A 21449-nucleotide genomic window follows, 5' to 3' on the forward strand; every position below is an offset into this window, starting at 1 on the left:
TCTTCTGTTTCATTGTGTACATCCCGCAGTCAAAATGCCAGCCTTTGCGGCTGGCATTTTTATCTCGATGGTATTATTCCCGCGCCAGAGCATCTACCGGATCCAGCCGCGCCGCATTTCGCGCCGGTAGCCAGCCAAACAAAATCCCGGTCGCTGTCGAACACAGAAACGCCGTCAATAAGGCTACGGGTGAGAAACCTATTTCCCAGCCAGGCAGGAATAGCTGAAGCGTAAAGGCGATCAGCATCGACAAGCTAATGCCCAACGCGCCGCCAACCAGACACACCAGCACCGCTTCAATTAAGAACTGCTGCAGTACGTCACTGGCGCGGGCGCCAACCGCCATACGAATACCAATCTCGCGCGTTCGTTCGGTTACCGAAACCAGCATAATATTCATCACACCAATTCCACCGACCACCAGCGAAATCACGGCCACCAGCGTCAGGAAGAGTTGTAATGTACGTGTGGTCTTTTCGGCGGTTTTCAAGACACCGTCCATATTCCAGGTGAAGAAATCCTTCTTACCGTGGCGTAACGTCAGTAGTCGGGTGAGCTGCTGCTCGGCCTGGGCACTATCAAAACCGTCTTTCACCCGCACGGTGATCGAGTTCAACCACGACTGCCCCATAATTCGCCCGGACATGGTGCTGTAAGGCAGCCAGACCCGCAGGATCTTGCTACTGCCAAACATCGACTGTTTCTCTTCTGCAACACCAATCACCGTGGCAGGCATATTCCCCACCAGCACGACTTCGCCGACAACTTTCGCTTTGTTGGGGAACAATTGACGACGGGTATTGCTGTCGAGCACCACCACCTGAGCGCGCCCCGCCAGTTGTTCAGCGTTAAAAGTGGTCCCTTCGCTAAACGTCATGCCATAGACGTTGAAATAGTCGCCGCTAACGCCATTAGCACTGGCGGCCACGTCGATATTGCCATAGCGTAGCCGCAGGTTTTTCGACACCGCAGGCGTCACCGAACTGACCCAGGGCTGCTTCTGTAACGCCGTTAAATCGTCATACTTCAGCGCCTGTTGATATTGTGGGTCGTCGTCGCCGAAATCTTTGCCAGGATAGATATCGATGGTATTGGTGCCGATAGCGCGAATATCTGCCAGCACCAGCTGTTTAGCCGCATCGCCTACCACCACAATCGACACCACTGAAGCAATACCGATGATGATCCCAAGCATGGTCAGTAGCGTTCGCATTTTATTCGCAGCCATTGCCAGCCAGGCCATAGTGAGCGCTTCGCGAAAACCGCTGGCAAACTGCCCCCAACCGGACGCCGTTTTCACCGTCGGCTCCGCGATATCGCGCCCGGTAGAGGGTTTGTGCGACGGCGGATTGCGCACAATCTCGCCGTCACGAATTTCAATGACGCGTTCGGCCTGTGCGGCGACCTGGCTGTCGTGAGTGACGATAATCACCGTATGCCCGCGATCGCGCAGCTGATGCAAAATCGCCATCACCTCTTCGCCTGAATGGCTGTCCAGCGCGCCGGTGGGTTCGTCGGCGAGGATGACCTGTCCCCCGTTCATCAGCGCACGCGCAATACTGACCCGCTGCTGCTGACCACCGGAAAGCTGGGAAGGCTGATAGTCAACTCTGTCGCCCAGGCCCAGTCGCTGCAGGAGTTCTTGCGCACGGGCCAGGCGCTGCTTACGTTCGGTACCAGCGTAGACTGCAGGCACCTCAACGTTTTGCGCGGCGGTTAAATGCGACAACAAATGATAACGCTGGAAGATAAAACCGAAATGTTCGCGACGCAGCTGGGCTAACGCATCGCTATCCAGCGTGGAGACATCGCGCCCGGCAACCCGATACGTACCGCTGGTGGGTTTGTCCAGACAGCCGAGAATATTCATCAGCGTCGATTTCCCCGAGCCAGACGCCCCGACAATCGCCACCATTTCCCCGGCCTGAATGCTCAAGGATACGTCCTTCAATACCTCGACCTGGCCTTCGCCTGATGGATAGCTGCGGCGGATATTGCTCAGTTCAAGCAATACCGTCATTTTGGCGCTCCAGCGTTGCCCTCACCGGTGATGACTTCATCCCCCTCTTCCAGCCCTTTCACGATCTCCACATCAGTGTCATTACGCGCGCCGATAACCACTTCGCGTTCACGGGTTTCGCCGTTACGCAGCAGCCTGACGTTATAACGATTGTTGCCAATAGGATCGCCCAGCGCCGACAGCGGGATCGTCAGGACATTTTTCACATCGGTGAGCTGGATATGGACCTGCGCGGTCATATCCAGACGCAGGATCCCTTTCGGGTTGGGAACTTCGAAGCGAGCATAGTAGAAAATTGCATCATTCACTTTCTCTGGCGTCGGAAGAACATCTTTGAGCTTACCTTCGTAGCGCGTCTGAGGATCGCCCAGTACGGTAAACCAGGCCTTTTGCCCGGGATGCAGGTGAATCACATCCGCCTCGGAAACCTGCGCTTTCACCAGCATGGTGCTCATATCTGCCAATGTCAGAATGTTAGGCGCCTGCTGGGCAGCAATAACGGTTTGCCCCTGAAGGGTAGTAATTTGCGTGACTTCGCCTGCCATTGGCGCGACGATGCGGGTGTAATCAAGGTTGGTTTTTGCCGTATCGAGAGAGGCCTGATTACGCTTAATTTGCGCATCAATTGTGCCGATTTGCGCCTGTTTGACCGCCATCTGAGTAGCCGCCGTGTCGAGATCCTGCTGCGAGACAGCCTGGGTTTTCGCCAGCTGTTGCTGACGGGAAAGCGTTACCCGCGCCAGTTTCCACTCGGCTTCAGCCTGTAAACGCTGAGCGCGTAATTCCATCAGCGTCGCTTCAACCTCTTTAATCTGGTTTTGCGCCTGTTCAGGATCGATAACGCCAAGCAGTTGATCTTTTTTTACTTTGTCGCCAATCGCGACCGACAGCGTTTTTAACTGCCCGCTTACCTGCGCCCCGACGTCAACTTTACGCAACGCATCCAGTTTGCCGGTTGCCAGTACGCTTTGCTGCAGATCGCCCGGACGAACAATTAACGTTTGATACTGAGGTAAAGGCGCATTAAGCGTTCGCCAAAGTGCAATTATCGCCACAATAATGATGATGGCGAAGAGAAAATAGCGCTTTTTGATTTTTCCCTTGAGCTTCATAAATGTCCCAATTTCCCCCAATACGTCCACCAGAGTGGAGTGGTAAACATCAACGTTAAATAAATAGCCGTTGAAAAACGCAAGAATAACAGAGTTATTGATGAATGGTTAAGATCCGCTGTGTTGAAATTAGTACCAGAGTATCAATCGGATTGTTATTATGAGCCAGCTAACTGACAGCACTTTTCATTCTTCAAAACCCGCCACAAGTTTTAGCCTCTTTTGTAGCCTGATGACCGGACATTGGCGCCCTGGAAAATTTTGGCATCAGCGTAGCTTCCGTCGTAAGTTTTTGTTGCGCTCAGCGCTTATGCCACGATTAATGCATGAATGGATGACTGAACTGGCGCAATGGCCTGATCTCGATAGCGTACTGGCACGCCAGCCTCGTCTGCCGGTTCGCCTACATCGCGCCTATCTCGCACAAAACCTTGATCGGAAAATGAAACTGGATGCTGTGCGTTTTCATTACAATGCTATCCGCAACTCTTTTTCAGCCACTGAATATAAAGCTTATTTAAGTGCGGATGGATTACAACTGGCACAAATTGAAGGCAAAAATAGCGAAATATTTAGCGTAATAATGGGCTCATTTATCTCACTGGATAAAGAAGGTGAAAGTACCATTCTGGTACGCAATAGCGCTGGCGAGACTTTAGCGGAAATGACGTTTACGCTGTGCAATTATCAAGGAAGCAGCACACTGTTTATTGGCGGGTTACAGGGAGGCAGTCGATTACTGCCACATGAAGAAATTCAAAAAGCGACCAAATCATGCTACGGGATTTTCCCTAAACGTATTGTGATGGAAGCCATTTGCTGCTTTGCAGAACAATTGAATATTAAACAAATTCTGGCTGTCAGCAATGAACAGCATATCTTTCGCAGCCCGCGTTACCACGATAAAAACAAGGTGATACTTTCCGACTACAACGCATTTTGGGAGTCGGTTGGCGGTGAGTGCGACAGTCACGGCTATTACCATATCCCACGCACAATGGCGCGAAAAAGCGAAGCGGACATTGCCAGCAAAAAACGCGCGGAATACCGCCGTCGCTACCAGCTACTGGACAGCATCCACTCGCAGCTGTCGTCGATGTTTCGCCGCTAATCCGCTCTGCCGCGTGCCAACCACAGCACGCGGGAAAACATTTTTCGCAGCAGCGTTGGCACCGCGTCAACGCCGCGCCGCCCGGCTTCCATCGCCACCTCAATGGCTAAATCTGGTTTTGACGACCGGTGAATCGCCTTCGAGATAATTTTGCGCATATTCATGGGCACGTTTTCGGGGATTTGCGCCACCCTGTGGAATACGTCAGCGAACCCCTGGCGATACATAAAATGTTCCATGTCCAGCGCGGGAAGCATGGTTAAATGATCGCGCTCTTCTTCTCTGTCGTTATTCAACAAACTCCGCACCGTAGCGGCATACTTTTTCCCGGCTTCATCACCATCAACCAGCACATGCCACTCGATACCCATCCGGCGGGCGAACTTAACCAGCGGCTTAAGGCCGGACTGGGCAAATTCAATGACTTTGATACCTTCCGCATCAAAGTGGTGCCCACACTGGCGGGCCAGTTCGTTAATGACCCAGGTTTCCGTTTCGCCTTCCACCAGCAGCCAACAGCGGGCAAACAACGACGATGCACGGTTAAAACGAATATGAAAGGCAATACGCCGACCATCTTCTGCGCTGATCCCACCTGGCCCAAGCCGCCAGGCGGCGACGCGGGAGGACTCACGCACCAGGCGGACAACGTGTTCCACGGGGGTGAGGGACAGTAACTCACCTGAGTTGGTGGTCGCCACCCGTTGCAGCGGAAGCAAATTCAGCAGGTGCCAGGCAACCGACAGCATAATCGGATGTAAACGCGTTTCAGGATCTTCTACCAACAGTAACGGCCGGGCGTCTTTATCCAGCCTCAGCGTGCCTTTGGCCTGTAACAGCGTCGAAAACAGTCCCAACAGGATCACGCGGTGCGTGCGTCCGCCCGGTCTATCAATCATACGGTTGATAATATCCAGATAGCGCCAGCTACGTTGTTCGTTATTGGAACGTCGACGCATCAGACGATAGCGGGACTGACTGGAACCCTGCTCAGAAAAATAGTGTTCCAACAGCTGTACCATGGCCGATAACCCCTGACGTATCTGCCCATCTGTCAGGTTTTGCGGTCGGGTAGCCAGTTCACGTGCCAGAAAATCCAGTTGCCGCGCGGTCACTTCGACATCCGCCGAATCCGGCACCGTACCGTTACGGATCCGTCGCATAAAACGCGCGTCACGCAGGCGCAGTACTGGCATCAAACGCACGAGGTGCCGCGCCTGATCGTTAATGTCGTCGAGGGGAAGCTGATGGCCCTCGCCATCCAGAAAACTGCGTAACGTCAGAACGCTACCGTCGTCCGCACATTCACCTTCCAGCCGATAGAAAATGCGGTGATAGCCATCCTGACACAGCGTCCAGCTGGCTTCCAGAGGACGATACCTGCGCACGCGGTGGCGACCCGGTTGAGACTCACGAAACGTCAGGATGATATGCAGATGATGTTCCCGGCCTTGTATATCACCCGGCGGGAACCAGAAATCTTCGCGGTCAAAGTGGTACAAATCAGTTTCCGGCGACAGCAACAGGGTTAAAGCATCCAGCAGACTGGACTTACCCCACGCGTTCTCCCCAATCAGCACGTTGCTCTGCTCCAGCATCAACGACAGACGGTTAATACCACGAAATCCAACAATCTCAACGCGTTCGAGAATCATATAGCCTCCGGAAATGCTAACTTTTTCCTTCAAGTTATCAGGAGTATAACGGCAAGCGGGCGCTCAGGACACCCGATATGATCAGGAGGTTAGTCGCAGAAATCAAAAAATATAAGAATATTCTTCTTATGTTTTCCCCGGAATATTATTTCAGAACTCAATTATCGGCGTTTTGCTAATTGAACTATGCTTCATTCATCCAATATTCAAAAAGGAATCACAACATATTGCCTTAAATCAAATTTTTTCATCAATTTAACTGGCGAAGGGATGATGTTTTTTTCTAAAATACCGGCTCTTTCATCATCGTCCCTTTTAGCGATGAATTACCGGGTAAGGAACACGAACCCGGAACTTTTAATTGAGGTGGTTATGTTCAGGAAATTAGCAGCCGAATTCTTCGGTACGTTTTGGCTCGTCTTTGGTGGGTGCGGTAGCGCAGTTCTGGCCGCAGCATTCCCGGAGTTGGGTATTGGATTTGCCGGTGTCGCGCTGGCGTTTGGTTTGACCGTATTAACCATGGCATTCGCCGTAGGTCATATTTCCGGCGGACACTTTAACCCGGCGGTGACCTTCGGTTTATGGGCGGGCGGTCGCTTCCCGGCAAAAGACGTTATTGGTTATGTTATCGCTCAGGTTGTGGGCGGTATTGTTGCAGCAGCGGCACTGTATCTTATTGCCAGCGGTAAAGCTGGTTTTGACGCAACTGCCAGTGGTTTTGCCTCGAACGGCTTTGGTGAACATTCACCTGGCGGCTATTCAATGCTTTCTGCCGTCGTAATTGAAATTATTTTGACCGCTGGTTTCTTATTAGTGATCCACGGTGCGACCGATAAACATGCTCCGGCAGGTTTTGCACCTATTGCGATTGGTCTGGCGTTAACCCTGATCCACTTGATCAGTATTCCGGTTACCAACACCTCCGTTAACCCGGCACGTAGTACCGCTGTAGCCATCTTCCAGGGCGGCTGGGCATTACAGCAATTGTGGTTCTTCTGGGTTATGCCGATTATCGGTGGGGTCCTCGGCGGTCTTATTTACCGCACTTTGCTGGAAAAACGCGATTAATCGATAACAAAAAAGGCCTGGCGCAAGTCAGGTCTTTTTTTCCCCGCTATATTTCCTTTTATTTGCAACTTTACTCCCTTCTTTGCATTGAGTAGTGTGTGCTGGCGCATTTCGTCTTACTCTCAGCAAGGATCTGGTTTTCATGTTTTCAGGGCTGTTAATCATTCTGGTTCCCCTTATTGTGGGCTACCTTATTCCGCTTCGGCACAGGGCTGCATTAAAACTCATCAATCGCCTGTTGAGCTGGATCGTCTACCTTATTCTCTTTTTTATGGGTATCAGCCTGGCGTTTCTGGATAATCTCGCCAGCAACCTGTTAGCCATTCTTCATTATTCTGCGGTCAGCGTGACGGTCATTTTGCTGTGTAATATCGCGGCGCTGTTCTGGCTGGAGCGTTCGCTGCCCTGGCGACATAACCACAAGCAAGAAAAGCTACCCTCGCGAATTGCGATGGCGCTTGAGTCGCTCCAGCTTTGTGGCGTCGTCGTCGTGGGTTTTCTGCTCGGCCTCACCGGTCTTCCTATTCTGCAGCACGCCACCGAAGCCAGCGAATATACGTTAATCTTTTTACTGTTCCTGGTCGGGATTCAACTGCGCAACAGCGGTATGACCTTAAAGCAAATTGTGCTGAATCGCCGGGGGATGATTGTTGCGGTGGTCGTCGTCGCCAGTTCGATGCTGGCGGGGGTTATCAATGCGTTGATCCTCGGCCTGCCGCTGAAAACCGCGCTGGCGATGGCATCAGGTTTTGGCTGGTATTCCCTGTCCGGTATTCTGTTAACCGAATCGTTCGGGCCGGTGATTGGTAGCGCCGCCTTCTTTAATGACCTGGCCCGCGAACTGATTGCCATTATGTTGATTCCTGGAATGGTGGGCCGCAGCCGCTCAACCGCGCTGGGGCTATGTGGCGCGACATCCATGGATTTCACCTTACCGGTGCTCCAACGCAGCGGCGGTCTGGAGATGGTTCCGGCAGCCATCGTCCACGGCTTTATTCTGAGTCTGTTAGTGCCTTTGCTGATGGCTTTTTTCTCCGCCTGAAGTCAGGACAAATACCTCTCTGGCGGTAGTCATCTACCGCCAAAATTGCGCTAAATCAATCTCCCTGCAAGTTGTAGCAGAAATCCCTTTTATCCCTTCGCGCACAGGCATAACCTTAAACATGTATATTAAATATAACTTTAAAAGGTGTGACCATGTTTTGTGTGCAATGTGAACAAACCATCCGTACTCCGGCAGGAAACGGCTGCTCTTACGCGCAGGGTATGTGCGGTAAAACGGCTGAAACCTCCGATTTGCAGGATCTGCTGATTGCTTCCCTACAAGGTCTGTCTGCATGGGCTGTTAAGGCACGTGAATACGGCATCATCGACCATGAGGTTGATAACTTTGCGCCGCGTGCATTCTTCTCCACGCTGACCAACGTTAACTTCGATTCTCCGCGTATTGTTGGCTATGCCCGTGAAGCTATCGCCATGCGCGACGCCCTGAAAGCGCAATGCCTGAACATCGACGCGAACGCAGCGGTCGCTAACCCGATGGCCGATCTGCAACTGGTCAGCGACGATCTGGGCGACCTGCAACGTCAGGCCGCTGAATTTACCCCGAACAAAGACAAAGCAGCCATTGGCGAGAACATTCTCGGCCTGCGTCTGCTGTGCCTGTACGGCCTGAAAGGTGCGGCAGCTTACATGGAGCACGCGCACGTTCTCGGTCAGTACGACAACGACATCTACGCTCAGTACCACAAAATCATGGCATGGCTGGGAACCTGGCCTTCCGATATGAACGCTCTGCTGGAGTGCTCAATGGAAATCGGCCAGATGAACTTCAAAGTGATGAGCATTCTGGATGCTGGCGAAACCACTAAATACGGCCACCCGACGCCAACTCAGGTCAACGTCAAAGCAACCGAAGGTAAGTGCATCCTGATCTCCGGTCACGACCTGAAAGATCTGTACAACCTGCTGGAGCAGACCGAAGGTACCGGCGTTAACGTCTATACCCACGGTGAAATGCTGCCAGCGCACGGCTACCCGGAACTGCGTAAGTTCAAACACCTGATCGGTAACTACGGCAGCGGCTGGCAGAATCAGCAGGTTGAATTTGCCCGCTTCCCGGGCCCAATCGTAATGACCTCTAACTGCATCATCGACCCAACCGTTGGCGCCTACGATGACCGTATCTGGACTCGTAGCATCGTCGGTTGGCCAGGTGTAAGCCACCTCGAAGGCGACAACTTCGCTCCGGTAATCGCTCAGGCTCAGCAGATGGCGGGCTTCCCGTACAGCGAAATTCCGCACCTGATCACCGTTGGTTTCGGCCGTCAGACTCTGCTGGGCGCGGCTGATACCCTGATCGACCTGGTAAGCCGCGAAAAACTGCGTCACATCTTCCTGGTTGGCGGTTGTGATGGCGCGCGTGGCGAACGTAACTACTTCACCGACTTCGCCACCAGCGTGCCGGACGACTGCCTGATCCTGACTCTGGCGTGCGGTAAATACCGTTTCAACAAACTGGAGTTCGGCGATATCGAAGGCCTGCCGCGTCTGGTCGATGCAGGTCAGTGTAACGATGCATACTCTGCCATCATCCTGGCAGTAACCCTGGCTGAGAAACTGGGCTGTGGCGTGAACGATCTGCCGCTGTCTCTGGTGCTCTCCTGGTTCGAACAGAAAGCGATTGTCATTCTGCTGACCCTGCTGTCTCTGGGTGTGAAAAACATCGTCACTGGCCCGACTGCGCCTGGCTTCTTCACGCCGGACCTGCTGGCAGTTCTCAACGAGAAGTTCGGTCTGCGTTCCGTGACCACCGTTGAAGAAGACATGAAGCAACTGCTGAGCGCGTAAGGAGTAAAGAATGACAATGCCAACTCATCAGTGCCCATGGCGGATGCAGGTTCATCACATCCATCAGGAAACGCCGGATGTATGGACAATTTCGTTGCTGTGCCACGACTATTATCCGTACCGCGCCGGGCAGTATGCACTGGTCAGCGTACGTAATTCAGCGGACACGCTGCGTGCTTACACCCTCTCTTCAACGCCGGGCGTTAGCGAATACATCACGCTGACCATCCGCCGAATTGACGATGGCGCAGGCTCACAGTGGTTAACCCGCGACGTGAAGCGCGGCGACTATATCTGGCTGTCCGATGCAATGGGTGAATTCACCTGTGAAGATAAAGCGGAAGACAGGTTCCTGATGCTGGCCGCTGGCTGTGGCGTCACGCCAATCATGTCAATGCGTCGCTGGTTGGCAAAATACCGCCCACAGGCAGATGTGCAGGTGATCTTTAACGTCCGTTCACCACAAGATGTCATTTTTGCCGACGAATGGCGCGAGTATCCGGTGACCTTAGTTGCTGAAAACAATGCCACTGACGGTTTTGTTTCCGGCCGACTGACCACCGAACTGCTGCAAAGCGTACCGGACCTGGCTTCGCGCACCGTGATGACCTGCGGCCCGGCGCCGTATATGGATCTGGTCGAGAAAGAAGTCAACGCGCTGGGCGTGACACGCTTCTTTAAAGAGCAGTTCTTCACCCCGGTAGCTGAAGCCGCCACCAGCGGTCTGAAGTTCACCAAACTGCAGCCGGCAAAAGAGTTTTATGCGCCGGTAGGCAGTACGCTGCTGGAAGCGCTGGAAAGCAATAAAGTGCCGGTTGTCGCCGCATGCCGTGCGGGCGTTTGCGGCTGCTGCAAAACCAAAGTGGTTGACGGTAACTACACGGTCAGTAGCACCATGACGCTGACCGACGCAGAAATTGCTGAAGGTTATGTGCTGGCTTGCTCCTGTCATCCGCAGGGTGATTTAGTGCTGGCGTAATTGGCCGATATCTGATGTACAAAAGGCTACCCGGTTATATCGGGTGGCCTTTTTTTATGTTGTCAGACGCTGCAAAATTCCGATTTTTTCACCCTCCCAGGCAAAATACCGTCCTCCTCCTGCGAATTATCGACCACACTTACCTGGCACAGGTTAAGCAAAACCCCGACTACCACGTCGAACTTTCTACAAAGGATCCCCATGAAAAAAGTGGCCATCGTCGGCGTAGGTCCCACCGGAATTTATACGTTTCATGCCCTCGTTGAGCGCGGTGAACCGCTGGAGATACAGCTTTATGAGCAAGCTGAGGAAGCTGGCGTAGGCATGCCTTATAACAGCGACAACAACGCAGACCACATGCTGGCCAATATAGCCAGCATTGAGATCCCGCCGATTTATATCAGTTATCTGACGTGGCTACAGAATCAAAGCGATGAATACCTGGCGCAGTTTCGGCTTGAACGTACATCGTTGCATGAGCGGCAATTTTTGCCCCGCGTGATCCTCGGCGACTATTATCGCGATCGTTTTTTAGCCATTGTCGATAAAGCGCAAAGATCCGGGTTCACAATTCGCGTATATGAATCAAGTAAAGTCACCGACCTGCAAGCAAACCCGACTGGGGTCTCCCTGTGGATCAATCACGCGTCACAGCCCGTCGAAGTGGATTTCGCCGCTATCGCCAGCGGCCATCTGTGGCCAGAAACTGATGCTCAGGCACGCAAGTTTTTCCCCAGTCCGTGGACCGGCCTGATGGAGGCGCAGATTAGCGCTTGCAGGGTGGGTATTCTGGGCACCTCGCTAAGCGCTATCGACGCGGCGATGGCCGTGGTCAGTCAGCATGGTACCTTCACCACCAATACCGACCGTTCACTGCAGTTCACGCGTAAACCCGACAGCCAAAACCTGAAGCTGACCCTGATGTCGCGCAGCGGTGTGCTGCCTGAAGCGGATTTTTACTGCCCTCTTCCCTATGAACCGCTGAATATCGCGACGCAAGAAGCGATTGAAGACGCCATTGCCGAGGGCCAAAACGGATTACTGGACCGCATCTTCCGGCTTATTGTGCAACAACTGCAAGACGCGGCCCCAGGGTGGTGCCAACAGGTAGCACTTGCAACGCTTAACGCCGACACATTCCCCGAGGTCTATTTTGCCGACAGGCTCAAGCATGACCCTTTTGACTGGGCGAGGCGTAACCTGGTGGAGGTTGAACGCAACAAGCAGGAACAACATACCGTCGCCTGGCGCTATACCTTATTGCGCCTCCATGAGGTTATTGAAGAGATCGTTCCTCATCTTGATGCTCGCGACGAAAAACGTTTCAGGCACGGACTGGCGCGCGTCTTTATTGATAACTATGCGGCAATCCCGTCTGAATCTATCCGCCGATTGCTGGCTCTGCACGATGCCGGGCTGATTGAGATCCTCGCACTCGGCAAAGATTATGAGCGTACAAATGAGCAGGAAATGACGGTCATTTACCACCACGGTCAGCGCAGTGAATTTGATGTATTTATTGACGCCCGAGGACAACGGGCATTGCAGAGCAAAGATATTCCGTTCCCAACGCTACGCGATCAACTGCTGGCCTGTGGCGATGAGATCCCGGATATCGGCGAAGATTACACGCTGCAAGCACCGGAAAATGCCCGCAACCGCATCGCCTTTGGCGGACTGCCGTGGTTGATGCACGACCGTCCCTTTATTCAGGGGCTGGTGGTTAGCGCTGAAATAGGCGCCGCGATGGCAAAGGCATTGACGCAACGTGCACTGAGACGTCGGCACAAACTGTGGAACAGTGACGAGATGGATTAACGGCCAGATTTAATGGTGAGGCGGAGATAGGTTAACGCATTCCCGCCTCTGTATTGATTCTCGGATAGCAAACTATCGCCAGGCCGAGTTTCCGGCAACGGAGAAACGCCCCGCGCCCAAAAATGCCACGGCCAGAGCGCCGATGAAGAAATACACCAGACTTTCAATTGCCCATGCGCCGGTTTTATCCAGTGACCAGGTTTCACCCATCCCGACCATCAGCCATGCCACCACCATCGTAAACGCCAGCCCCAACGCCGCCGGACGCGTCAGGATCCCAAGAATAATCAGGCACGGTGCCACAACCTCTCCCAGCAGAACGCCATACGCAATAAAGCCAGGGAAACCTTTCGCTATCAGCATGCCACTGATGCCATCAATACCCGCGAACAGTTTATGCAGCCCATGAAACAGCATTAATCCCCCCACGGCAATACGTAACAAAAACTTGCCAAAATCTTCATGAGTCAGTACCCGGTTAACTGTATTTAGTAGTTTTATAACCATTTGAATTTATTCCTTGTTTCACCATGTCCAATAACAAACTACGCTTAATACAGGCTTAATGAAACCTGCCGGAAATAAGAGGTAATGATAAGCATAACTATTATCTTCATCTAAACTTGTAACCGGTATCACATTAAAGGAGAAGGAAAACCATGAAACAAACGGTTGCCGCTTTTATTGCTAAAACACTTGAACAAGCTGGCGTTAAACGCATTTGGGGTGTGACGGGTGACTCGCTAAATGGCCTTAGTGACAGTCTGAATCGTATGGGAACGATTGACTGGATGCCAACCCGTCATGAAGAGGTTGCGGCCTTCGCCGCGGGCGCTGAAGCGCAGTTGACGGGAGAACTGGCCGTCTGCGCTGGCTCGTGTGGACCAGGCAACCTGCACCTGATTAACGGCCTGTTTGATTGCCACCGCAACCACGTCCCGGTACTGGCAATTGCCGCACACATTCCATCCAGTGAGATAGGCAGCGGTTATTTTCAGGAGACCCACCCGCAAGAGTTGTTTCGCGAATGTAGCCACTATTGCGAGCTGGTTTCCAGCCCTGAACAGATCCCACAGGTGCTGGCAATTGCCATGCGTAAAGCGGTGCTCAACCGCGGCGTCTCCGTGGTGGTATTACCCGGCGACGTCGCGCTGAAGCCAGCACCTGAAAGCGCCAGCACTCACTGGTATCATGCGCCGCTCCCGGTGGTCACTCCGGAAGAAGAAGAGCTCAGAAAACTAGCGCAACTGCTACGCTACTCCAGTAATATCGCCCTGATGTGTGGCAGTGGCTGCGCCGGTGCGCATAAAGAACTGGTTGAGTTTGCAGCTAAAATAAAAGCGCCGATTGTGCACGCCCTGCGTGGTAAAGAGCATGTTGAGTACGACAACCCTTACGACGTTGGCATGACCGGGCTGATCGGCTTTTCATCCGGCTTCCATACCATGATGAATGCCGACACGCTGATCCTGCTAGGTACCCAATTCCCCTATCGCCCGTTCTACCCCACCGACGCCAAGATTATTCAGATCGATATCAATCCGGCGAGCATTGGCGCGCACAGTAAAGTTGATATGGCGCTGGTAGGCGATATTAAATCCACACTCCGCACCCTGCTGCCGCTGGTGGAAGAAAAAACCGATCGGCAGTTCCTGGATAAAGCGCTGGAACACTATCGTGAGGCGCGTAAAGGGCTGGATGATTTAGCCAAACCCAGCGATAAAGCCATTCATCCGCAGTATCTGGCGCAGCAGATCAGCCATTTTGCCGCTGACGACGCCATCTTCACCTGCGACGTTGGCACGCCAACGGTGTGGGCGGCACGTTATCTGAAAATGAACGGTAAACGCCGTCTGATCGGTTCGTTTAACCACGGGTCGATGGCCAATGCCATGCCGCAGGCGCTCGGCGCGCAAGCGACCGAACCGGGACGTCAGGTTGTCGCAATGTGCGGTGACGGCGGTTTTAGCATGCTGATGGGCGACTTTCTGTCGGTTGTGCAAATGAAGCTGCCGGTGAAGATTATTGTCTTCAACAACAGCGTGTTGGGGTTTGTGGCGATGGAGATGAAAGCTGGCGGTTATCTGACCGACGGCACCGAACTGCACGATACAAATTTCGCACGGATTGCCGAGGCTTGCGGCATTACGGGCATTCGCGTGGAGAAATCCTCAGAGGTTGATGAAGCGCTGCAAAGGGCGATGTCGATTGACGGTCCGGTGCTGGTCGATGTGGTCGTCGCGAAAGAAGAATTGGCGATCCCGCCGCAGATCAAACTCGAACAAGCTAAAGGTTTTAGCCTGTATATGCTGCGCGCAATCATCAGCGGGCGCGGTGATGAAGTGATCGAACTGGCGAAAACTAACTGGCTCAGGTAAAACAGAGGGCATTACCTCACTTAAAAAGGAATGCCCGTGATTGATTTACGCAGTGATACCGTCACCCGGCCAAGTCGCGCCATGCTCGAAGAGATGATGGCCGCCCCGGTCGGGGACGACGTCTACGGTGATGACCCTACCGTTAATGCCCTCCAGCAATACGCAGCCGAGCTTGCTGGCAAAGAAGCCGCAATTTTCTTACCCACAGGCACTCAGGCGAACCTGGTGGCTCTCCTCAGCCATTGTCAGCGCGGAGAAGAGTATATCGCCGGTCAGGGCGCACATAACTATCTCTACGAAGCGGGTGGCGCAGCGGTGCTCGGCAGCATTCAACCGCAACCTATCGACGCCATGCCGGATGGCTCTTTGCCGCTGGACAAAGTGGCGGCAAAAATCAAAGCGGACGATATCCATTTTGCCCGCACGCGTTTGCTCAGCCTGGAAAACACCCACAACGGCAAAGTGCTACCACGCGAGTATCTGAAAGAGGCCTGGGAATTCACCCGTGAGCGCAATCTTGCGCTGCATGTCGACGGCGCGCGTATTTTTAACGCCATCGTCGCCTATGGCTGTGAGTTAAAAGATGTCACGCAATACTGCGATTCGTTCACCATTTGTCTCTCCAAAGGTTTAGGAACGCCGGTAGGCTCACTGCTGGTCGGCAGCCACGAGTACATCAAGCGCGCCATTCGCTGGCGTAAAATGACCGGCGGCGGAATGCGTCAGGCCGGTATTCTGGCGGCGGCGGGACTGTATGCGCTGAAAAATAACGTGTCGCGTTTACAAGAAGACCATGACAACGCCGCCTGGATGGCGGAACAACTGCGCGAAGCAGGAGCGGACGTCATGCGCCACGACACCAACATGCTGTTTGTCCGCGTTGGCGAAGAACACGCTGCGGCACTGGGCGAGTACATGAAAGCGCAAGGCGTGCTGATTAACGCCTCGCCGATTGTGCGTCTGGTGATGCATCTGGACGTATCGCGTGAACAGCTTGCTGAAGTCGTCGCCCACTGGCGCGCTTTTTTAACCCGCTAAGGAGATGGGCGTGCCGCAACGGATTTTGGTTCTTGGCGCCAGTGGCTACATTGGTCAGCATCTGGTACAGGCGCTCAGTCAGCAAGGGCATCAGGTGCTGGCTGCGGCACGCCGCATCGAGCGGCTGGAAAAGCAGCAGTTGGCCAACGTCAGTTGCCATAAGGTCGATTTGAATTGGCCAGATAACCTAACGCCGCTGCTGACCGGCGTTGATACGGTCTATTACCTGGTCCATGGCATGGGAGAAGGCGGTGATTTTATCGCCCATGAGCGCCAGGTAGCAATGAACGTGCGCGATGCGCTACGTGATACGCCAGTCAAACAGCTTATTTTCCTGAGCTCATTACAGGCTCCCCGGCATGAACAATCCGATCATCTGCGTGCGCGACAGATAACCGCGGACACCCTGCGCGAATCAGGCGTGCCGATGACCGAATTACGCGCTGGTATTATCGTAGGGGCAGGTTCTGCCGCCTTTGAAGTGATGCGCGACATGGTCTACAACCTGCCGGTACTCACCCCTCCGCGCTGGGTGCGCTCGCGTACCACGCCTATCGCGCTGGAGAATTTAATGTACTACCTGGTGGCGTTGTTGGACCATCCTACACGCCAACACCGCGTGCTCGAAGCCGCCGGGCCGCAGGTATTGAGCTATCAGGAGCAGTTCGAGCATTTTATGGCGGTCAGCGGTAAACATCGCCTGCTCATCCCTGTCCCCTTTCCTACCCGCTGGATTTCGGTCTGGTTTTTGAACGTCATAACGTCAGTGCCGCCGACCACGGCCAAAGCGCTGATACAGGGGTTAAAACACGACCTGCTGGCCGATGACACCGAATTACGCACGCTGATCCCGCAAAAGCTGATTGCCTTTGATGACGCGGTGCGCAGCACGTTGAAAGAAGAAGAGAAGCTGGTTAATTCCAGCGACTGGGGTTACGACGCGCAGGCATTTGCCCGCTGGCGCCCCGAATATGGCTATTTCGCTAAACAAGCTGGCTTTAGCGTTGAAACCTCCGCCAGTCGGCAGGCGCTGTGGCAGGTGGTGAATCGCCTCGGCGGCAAAGAAGGCTATTTCTTTGGCAATATTTTATGGAAAACGCGCGCGGCGTTGGACCTGCTGGTCGGCCATAAGCTGGCGAAAGGCAGACCGCAACACTCTCTGTTGCAGGTTGGCGATACCGTTGATAGCTGGAAAGTGATCATCGTTGAGCCAGAAAAACAGCTGACGCTGCTGTTTGGGATGAAAGCGCCAGGATTGGGTCGTCTGAGCTTCACGTTGGAAGATAAAGGCGACCACCGACGCATTGATGTCCGCGCCTGGTGGCATCCGCATGGCATGCCAGGCCTCTTCTATTGGCTGCTGATGATCCCGGCGCATCTGTTCATTTTCAGAGGGATGGCGAAGCGTATTGCTAAACTTGCAGAACAAATCACAGACTCATGATAAAAAGAGCCTGTATTCTTTCATGTTTCCCATTGCATACAGACGAAATTCACGGAAGAATGCGCACGACGTTTTTTAAACACAGTGGATTGATATGAAGGTACTGGTTACCGGAGCCACCAGCGGCTTAGGCCGAAACGCGGTTGAGTTTTTATGCAGCAAAGGCGTCAGCGTCAGAGCTACCGGTCGCAACGAAGCGATGGGCAAGCTGCTGGAGAAAATGGGCGCAGAGTTTGTGCATGCCGATTTGACCGAGCTGGTCTCTTCGCAGGCAAAAGTGATGCTCGCCGGTATCGATACGCTGTGGCACTGCTCCAGTTTTACCTCACCATGGGGAACTCAGGAAGCCTTCGATCTGGCCAACGTTCGCGCAACCCGCCGTCTAGGCGAGTGGGCCGTGGCCTGGGGCGTTCGTAACTTCATTCATATCTCATCACCGTCGCTCTATTTTGATTATCACCACCATCGCGATATCAAAGAGGACTTCCGCCCCCAACGCTTCGCCAATGAATTCGCCCGCAGTAAAGCGGCTGGCGAAGATGTGATTGCGTTGCTGACACAGGCCAACCCGCAAACCCGTTTTACGGTATTGCGTCCGCAAAGCTTGTTCGGACCACACGATAAAGTCTTTATCCCGCGCCTGGCCCATATGATGTACCACTACGGCAGCATTCTGTTGCCGCACGGCGGAAGTGCGCTGGTGGATATGACCTACTACGAGAATGCGGTGCACGCGATGTGGCTGGCAAGTCAGCAAGCCTGCGATAATCTGCCTTCGGGTCGCGCGTACAACATTACCAACGGCGAGCATCGCACCCTGCGCAGTATTGTGCAGAAACTTATCGACGAGCTAAATATTGATTGCCGTATCCGCTCCGTGCCCTACCCGATGCTGGACATGATTGCCCGCAGCATGGAGCGGTTAGGCAATAAATCGGCGAAAGAGCCAAAGCTTACGCATTACGGCGTCTCGAAGCTGAATTTTGACTTTACGCTGGATACCACCCGGGCTCAGGAAGAATTAGGCTATCAGCCCGTTGTGACGCTGGATGAAGGGATTGAGCGTACCGCGGCCTGGCTGCGTGACCACGGCAAGCTGCCGCGTTAACCCTGCCCGTATTTCTCCAGTAACGCTTCGGCAATCGCCTGAGTTTCAGCATCCGCCACGCCGTTCCACAACGTCGGGCGGAAGTGCATCTGGAAGGCCATAATCACCCGCCGCTGTTCACGCGGCGTCATTTCAGGTTTTACCTCATAACCATAGCGCGACAGCAGATCGAGCAATGATGAGGTTTCTACCGGTGCATCGGGCGCTCGTCCGGCAAGATAAAACGCCACCCGCTGAGCATCCGGCCACGCGCCAATTCCTTGCGCAGCCAGTTCTTCCCATGGAAACAGTGGACCTGGATCGTCCTTGCGCTGCGGTGCGACATCCGCATGGGCCACCACGTTCTGCGGTTTTATGTCATAGCGGGCAATAATATCTTTCGCCAAGGGGATTAACGCCTGAATTTGCGCGGGTTCAAACGGCGCAAAATACTTGCTGCCCGCCGATTTTTGCCAGCCACGGTTTTCCAGCTCAATGCCGATCGAGGTATCGTTAATTCGCGTAGCGCCGCGCCAAAAGCTAATCCCCGCATGCCAGGCCAGATCTTTTTCCGCTACCAGTTGCCAGATACGCGGTTTGCCGTGGTAGAGCGGCGGCACTGCCGGGATCAGATAGTGCGAGCTGACGTTTTTATCGGTCAGCGTAGCCAGAGAAGAGTCGAAATCATCGGCCGTGTAATGGATAACCAGCACTTTAATGCGCGGGTAAGCAGCCTGCGCCTGACGACGGGTATCTAACTGATACCCGTCTTTGTCGACAATCCCTTTTTCGCCAGCACATCCTACCAGCAGCAGTGTTAATGCCAGCAGAGACAACAAACGCTTCATCGGCGAGTTTTCACCGCGGTGCCGCTGACGCTCACCATCAGCATGCTACCGTCTTTGCCCACGGTTTCGTAATCGATATCGATACCGACTACCGCATCAGCACCGAGCGCTTTTGCCTGTTCACCAAGCTCCTGAAAAGCAATTTCACGCGCTTTACGCAGCTCTTTTTCATACGCGCCGGAGCGACCGCCGACGATATCGCGAATGCCGGCGAAGAAATCGCGGAAGATATTCGCGCCTAAAATGGCTTCGCCAGTCACAACACCGCAGTATTCCACGATGCTCTGCCCTTCCAGCGTAGGGGTAGTCGAAAACTGCATGGTTAATCTCCTTTTTGCGCTAAGAGCACGATCTCAAAAGCATTATCGAACCGATCCACTATCATTGAAAGGATATATTCTTTACACAAAATAATTCGAGTTGCAGGAAGGCGGCAAGAGAGTGAATCCCCAGGAGCATAGATAACTATGTGACTGGGGTGAACGCACGTAGCCAACGCACAAGCAACTTGAAGTATGACATGTAAATCAACGTAGAACACTAATAGTAGAAAGCTAATAAGGAAATCATTATGCGCTACTCGAAACTCTCTCTGCTGGTTCCATGTGCACTACTTCTCAGCGCCTGTACTACCGTAACGCCGGCCTACAAAGATAACGGCACGCGTAGCGGCTCATGCGTAGAAGGCGGGCCAGACAGCGTGGCTCAACAATTCTATGATTACCGTATTCAGCACCGAAACAATGACATTACCCCCCTTCGTCCGTACCTCAGCGACAACCTGGCGAAACTGCTGAACGATGCCAGCCGTGATAACGCGCATCGCGATCTGTTTAACAGCGATCCGTTCTCTAGTCGCGCTACGTTACCGGACAGTGCCAGCGTCGCCAGCGCATCGACCATTCCGAATAGTGATGCACGCAACATTCCGCTGCGCGTAGAGCTTAAACAGGGTGACCAAAGCTGGCGTGATGAAGTGCTGATGATCCGCGAAGGCCAGTGCTGGGTAGTTGACGATGTCCGCTATCTGGGCGGCAGCGTACACGCGCCAGCCGGGACGCTGCGCCAGTCTGTCGAAAACCGCTAACCGCCCCATTCACCCGCCTGAACCATAACCCCCATAAATTGTCTGGCATTCTGCATAGAATGCCGACAATTATTCTTGCCCACTGGTGGCCCCGCTATTTTGTGCTATGTTTAGATAAGAATGCGGTTTGCATTTAACTTTTAACGCATAAATATTGCATAACTATTCTGTCAAAGGTAGTATCTGCGGCTTCAATAGCTATCAGACTGCCAGTATCGAGTGTCAATGAGTATTCAATTAAACGGCATTAACTGCTTCTACGGCGCACATCAGGCGCTGTTCGATATCACGCTGGATTGCCCTCAGGGTGAAACACTGGTGTTACTTGGCCCAAGTGGAGCCGGGAAAAGCTCGCTGCTGCGCGTACTCAACCTGCTTGAGATGCCGCGCTCGGGCACGCTCTCTATTGCGGGTAACCGTTTCGACTTCACGAAGACCCCGTCAGACAAAGCCATTCGGGAGCTGCGTCAGAACGTGGGCATGGTCTTCCAGCAATACAACCTTTGGCCGCATCTCACGGTTGTGCAGAATCTGATTGAAGCGCCCTGCCGCGTACTGGGTCTGACAAAAGATCAAGCGCTGGCACGCGCCGAAAAATTGCTGGAACGTCTGCGCCTGAAGCCGTACAGCGATCGCTACCCACTGCATCTCTCCGGCGGCCAGCAACAGCGTGTGGCCATTGCCCGCGCGTTGATGATGGAGCCGCAGGTGCTGCTGTTTGATGAACCTACCGCAGCGCTTGATCCGGAAATTACTGCCCAAATCGTCAGCATCATTCGTGAACTGGCGGAAACCAACATTACTCAGGTGATCGTCACCCACGAAGTGGAAGTTGCACGTAAAACGGCCAGCCGTGTGGTGTATATGGAAAACGGTCATATCGTCGAGTTTGGGGATGCGAGCTGCTTTGCCAACCCGCAAACCGAAGCGTTTAAAAACTATCTCTCTCACTAA

At 53.5% G+C, this 21449-nt stretch carries 18 protein-coding genes; 12 read left to right on the forward strand and 6 right to left on the reverse strand.

The window, feature by feature from the left end; genetic code table 11:
• Positions 1-73 precede the first annotated feature (73 nt).
• Both macB and macA read right to left on the reverse strand, forming a co-directional pair.
• Positions 74-2020, reverse strand: coding sequence for a macrolide ABC transporter ATP-binding protein/permease MacB (gene macB, locus ABIE10_RS10285; RefSeq protein WP_181221536.1), 1947 nt, complete (start codon positions 2018-2020; stop codon positions 74-76).
• Positions 2017-3132, reverse strand: a complete 1116-nt coding sequence (gene macA, locus ABIE10_RS10290) for a macrolide transporter subunit MacA (RefSeq protein ID WP_016156938.1) — start codon at positions 3130-3132, stop codon at positions 2017-2019. The genes macB and macA overlap by 4 nt, the downstream gene beginning before the upstream one ends.
• 160 nt (positions 3133-3292) lie before the next feature.
• On the opposite strand from macA, the gene ABIE10_RS10295 reads away from it, so the two are divergent.
• A complete protein-coding gene (locus tag ABIE10_RS10295; RefSeq protein WP_429155542.1) occupies positions 3293-4243 on the forward strand; it encodes a VirK/YbjX family protein in 951 nt (316 codons plus the stop codon).
• On the opposite strand, the gene ABIE10_RS10300 is transcribed toward ABIE10_RS10295, so the two are convergent.
• Positions 4240-5898 (reverse strand): ATP-dependent endonuclease, encoded by a 1659-nt coding sequence (locus tag ABIE10_RS10300; RefSeq protein WP_016153655.1) that lies wholly within the window; start codon positions 5896-5898, stop codon positions 4240-4242. The genes ABIE10_RS10295 and ABIE10_RS10300 overlap by 4 nt on opposite strands.
• A gap of 372 nt (positions 5899-6270) precedes the next feature.
• Here ABIE10_RS10300 and aqpZ point away from each other — a divergent pair, with 372 nt between their 5' ends.
• From aqpZ to ABIE10_RS10325, 5 genes are all read left to right on the forward strand, one after another.
• Complete coding sequence (gene aqpZ, locus ABIE10_RS10305) at positions 6271-6966, forward strand: aquaporin Z (RefSeq protein ID WP_003840208.1); 696 nt, start codon at positions 6271-6273, stop codon at positions 6964-6966.
• A gap of 142 nt (positions 6967-7108) precedes the next feature.
• Positions 7109-8008, forward strand: coding sequence for a lysine exporter LysO family protein (locus tag ABIE10_RS10310; protein ID WP_016153656.1), 900 nt, complete (start codon positions 7109-7111; stop codon positions 8006-8008).
• Positions 8009-8163: 155 nt separating this feature from the next.
• Complete coding sequence (hcp, locus tag ABIE10_RS10315; protein WP_016153657.1) at positions 8164-9816, forward strand: hydroxylamine reductase; 1653 nt, start codon at positions 8164-8166, stop codon at positions 9814-9816.
• Positions 9817-9826: 10 nt separating this feature from the next.
• On the forward strand, positions 9827-10795 hold the full coding sequence (gene hcr / locus ABIE10_RS10320) for an NADH oxidoreductase (RefSeq protein ID WP_016153658.1): 969 nt from the start codon (positions 9827-9829) through the stop codon (positions 10793-10795).
• A 201-nt stretch (positions 10796-10996) separates the two neighbouring features.
• The gene (locus ABIE10_RS10325; RefSeq protein ID WP_429155546.1) at positions 10997-12613 is read left to right on the forward strand and encodes an FAD-NAD(P)-binding protein; all 1617 of its coding nucleotides are present in this window, start codon (positions 10997-10999) and stop codon (positions 12611-12613) included.
• Between the two features lie 72 nt (positions 12614-12685).
• On the opposite strand, the gene ABIE10_RS10330 is transcribed toward ABIE10_RS10325, so the two are convergent.
• A complete protein-coding gene (locus tag ABIE10_RS10330) occupies positions 12686-13120 on the reverse strand; it encodes a DoxX family protein (protein WP_016156945.1) in 435 nt (144 codons plus the stop codon).
• A 152-nt stretch (positions 13121-13272) separates the two neighbouring features.
• Between ABIE10_RS10330 and poxB the strand changes: the two genes are divergently transcribed.
• From poxB to ABIE10_RS10350, 4 genes are all read left to right on the forward strand, one after another.
• On the forward strand, positions 13273-14991 hold the full coding sequence (poxB, locus tag ABIE10_RS10335; RefSeq protein WP_016156946.1) for a ubiquinone-dependent pyruvate dehydrogenase: 1719 nt from the start codon (positions 13273-13275) through the stop codon (positions 14989-14991).
• A 36-nt stretch (positions 14992-15027) separates the two neighbouring features.
• Complete coding sequence (gene ltaE / locus ABIE10_RS10340; protein WP_016153662.1) at positions 15028-16029, forward strand: low-specificity L-threonine aldolase; 1002 nt, start codon at positions 15028-15030, stop codon at positions 16027-16029.
• 10 nt (positions 16030-16039) lie between these two features.
• Entirely contained in the window at positions 16040-17473 is a 1434-nt protein-coding gene (locus ABIE10_RS10345; RefSeq protein ID WP_016156947.1) for an SDR family oxidoreductase, read from the forward strand.
• A 94-nt stretch (positions 17474-17567) separates the two neighbouring features.
• A complete protein-coding gene (locus ABIE10_RS10350; protein ID WP_016153664.1) occupies positions 17568-18581 on the forward strand; it encodes an NAD-dependent epimerase/dehydratase family protein in 1014 nt (337 codons plus the stop codon).
• Here the strand turns inward: ABIE10_RS10350 and ABIE10_RS10355 are convergent.
• Both ABIE10_RS10355 and ABIE10_RS10360 read right to left on the reverse strand, forming a co-directional pair.
• Positions 18578-19408 (reverse strand): N-acetylmuramoyl-L-alanine amidase, encoded by an 831-nt coding sequence (locus tag ABIE10_RS10355; protein ID WP_065554093.1) that lies wholly within the window; start codon positions 19406-19408, stop codon positions 18578-18580. The two genes, ABIE10_RS10350 and ABIE10_RS10355, sit on opposite strands and share 4 nt — an antisense overlap.
• Entirely contained in the window at positions 19405-19728 is a 324-nt protein-coding gene (locus tag ABIE10_RS10360) for a heavy metal-binding domain-containing protein (protein WP_001160725.1), read from the reverse strand. The genes ABIE10_RS10355 and ABIE10_RS10360 overlap by 4 nt, the downstream gene beginning before the upstream one ends.
• Positions 19729-19979: 251 nt before the next feature.
• Here ABIE10_RS10360 and ABIE10_RS10365 point away from each other — a divergent pair, with 251 nt between their 5' ends.
• Together ABIE10_RS10365 and artP are read left to right on the forward strand one after the other, a co-directional pair.
• Complete coding sequence (locus ABIE10_RS10365) at positions 19980-20495, forward strand: lipoprotein (RefSeq protein WP_016153666.1); 516 nt, start codon at positions 19980-19982, stop codon at positions 20493-20495.
• Between the two features lie 225 nt (positions 20496-20720).
• Positions 20721-21449 (forward strand): arginine ABC transporter ATP-binding protein ArtP, encoded by a 729-nt coding sequence (gene artP / locus ABIE10_RS10370; protein WP_016156950.1) that lies wholly within the window; start codon positions 20721-20723, stop codon positions 21447-21449.

This window comes from Citrobacter sp. 506 (assembly GCF_050434985.1).
Taxonomy (GTDB): Bacteria; Pseudomonadota; Gammaproteobacteria; order Enterobacterales; family Enterobacteriaceae; genus Citrobacter; species Citrobacter braakii.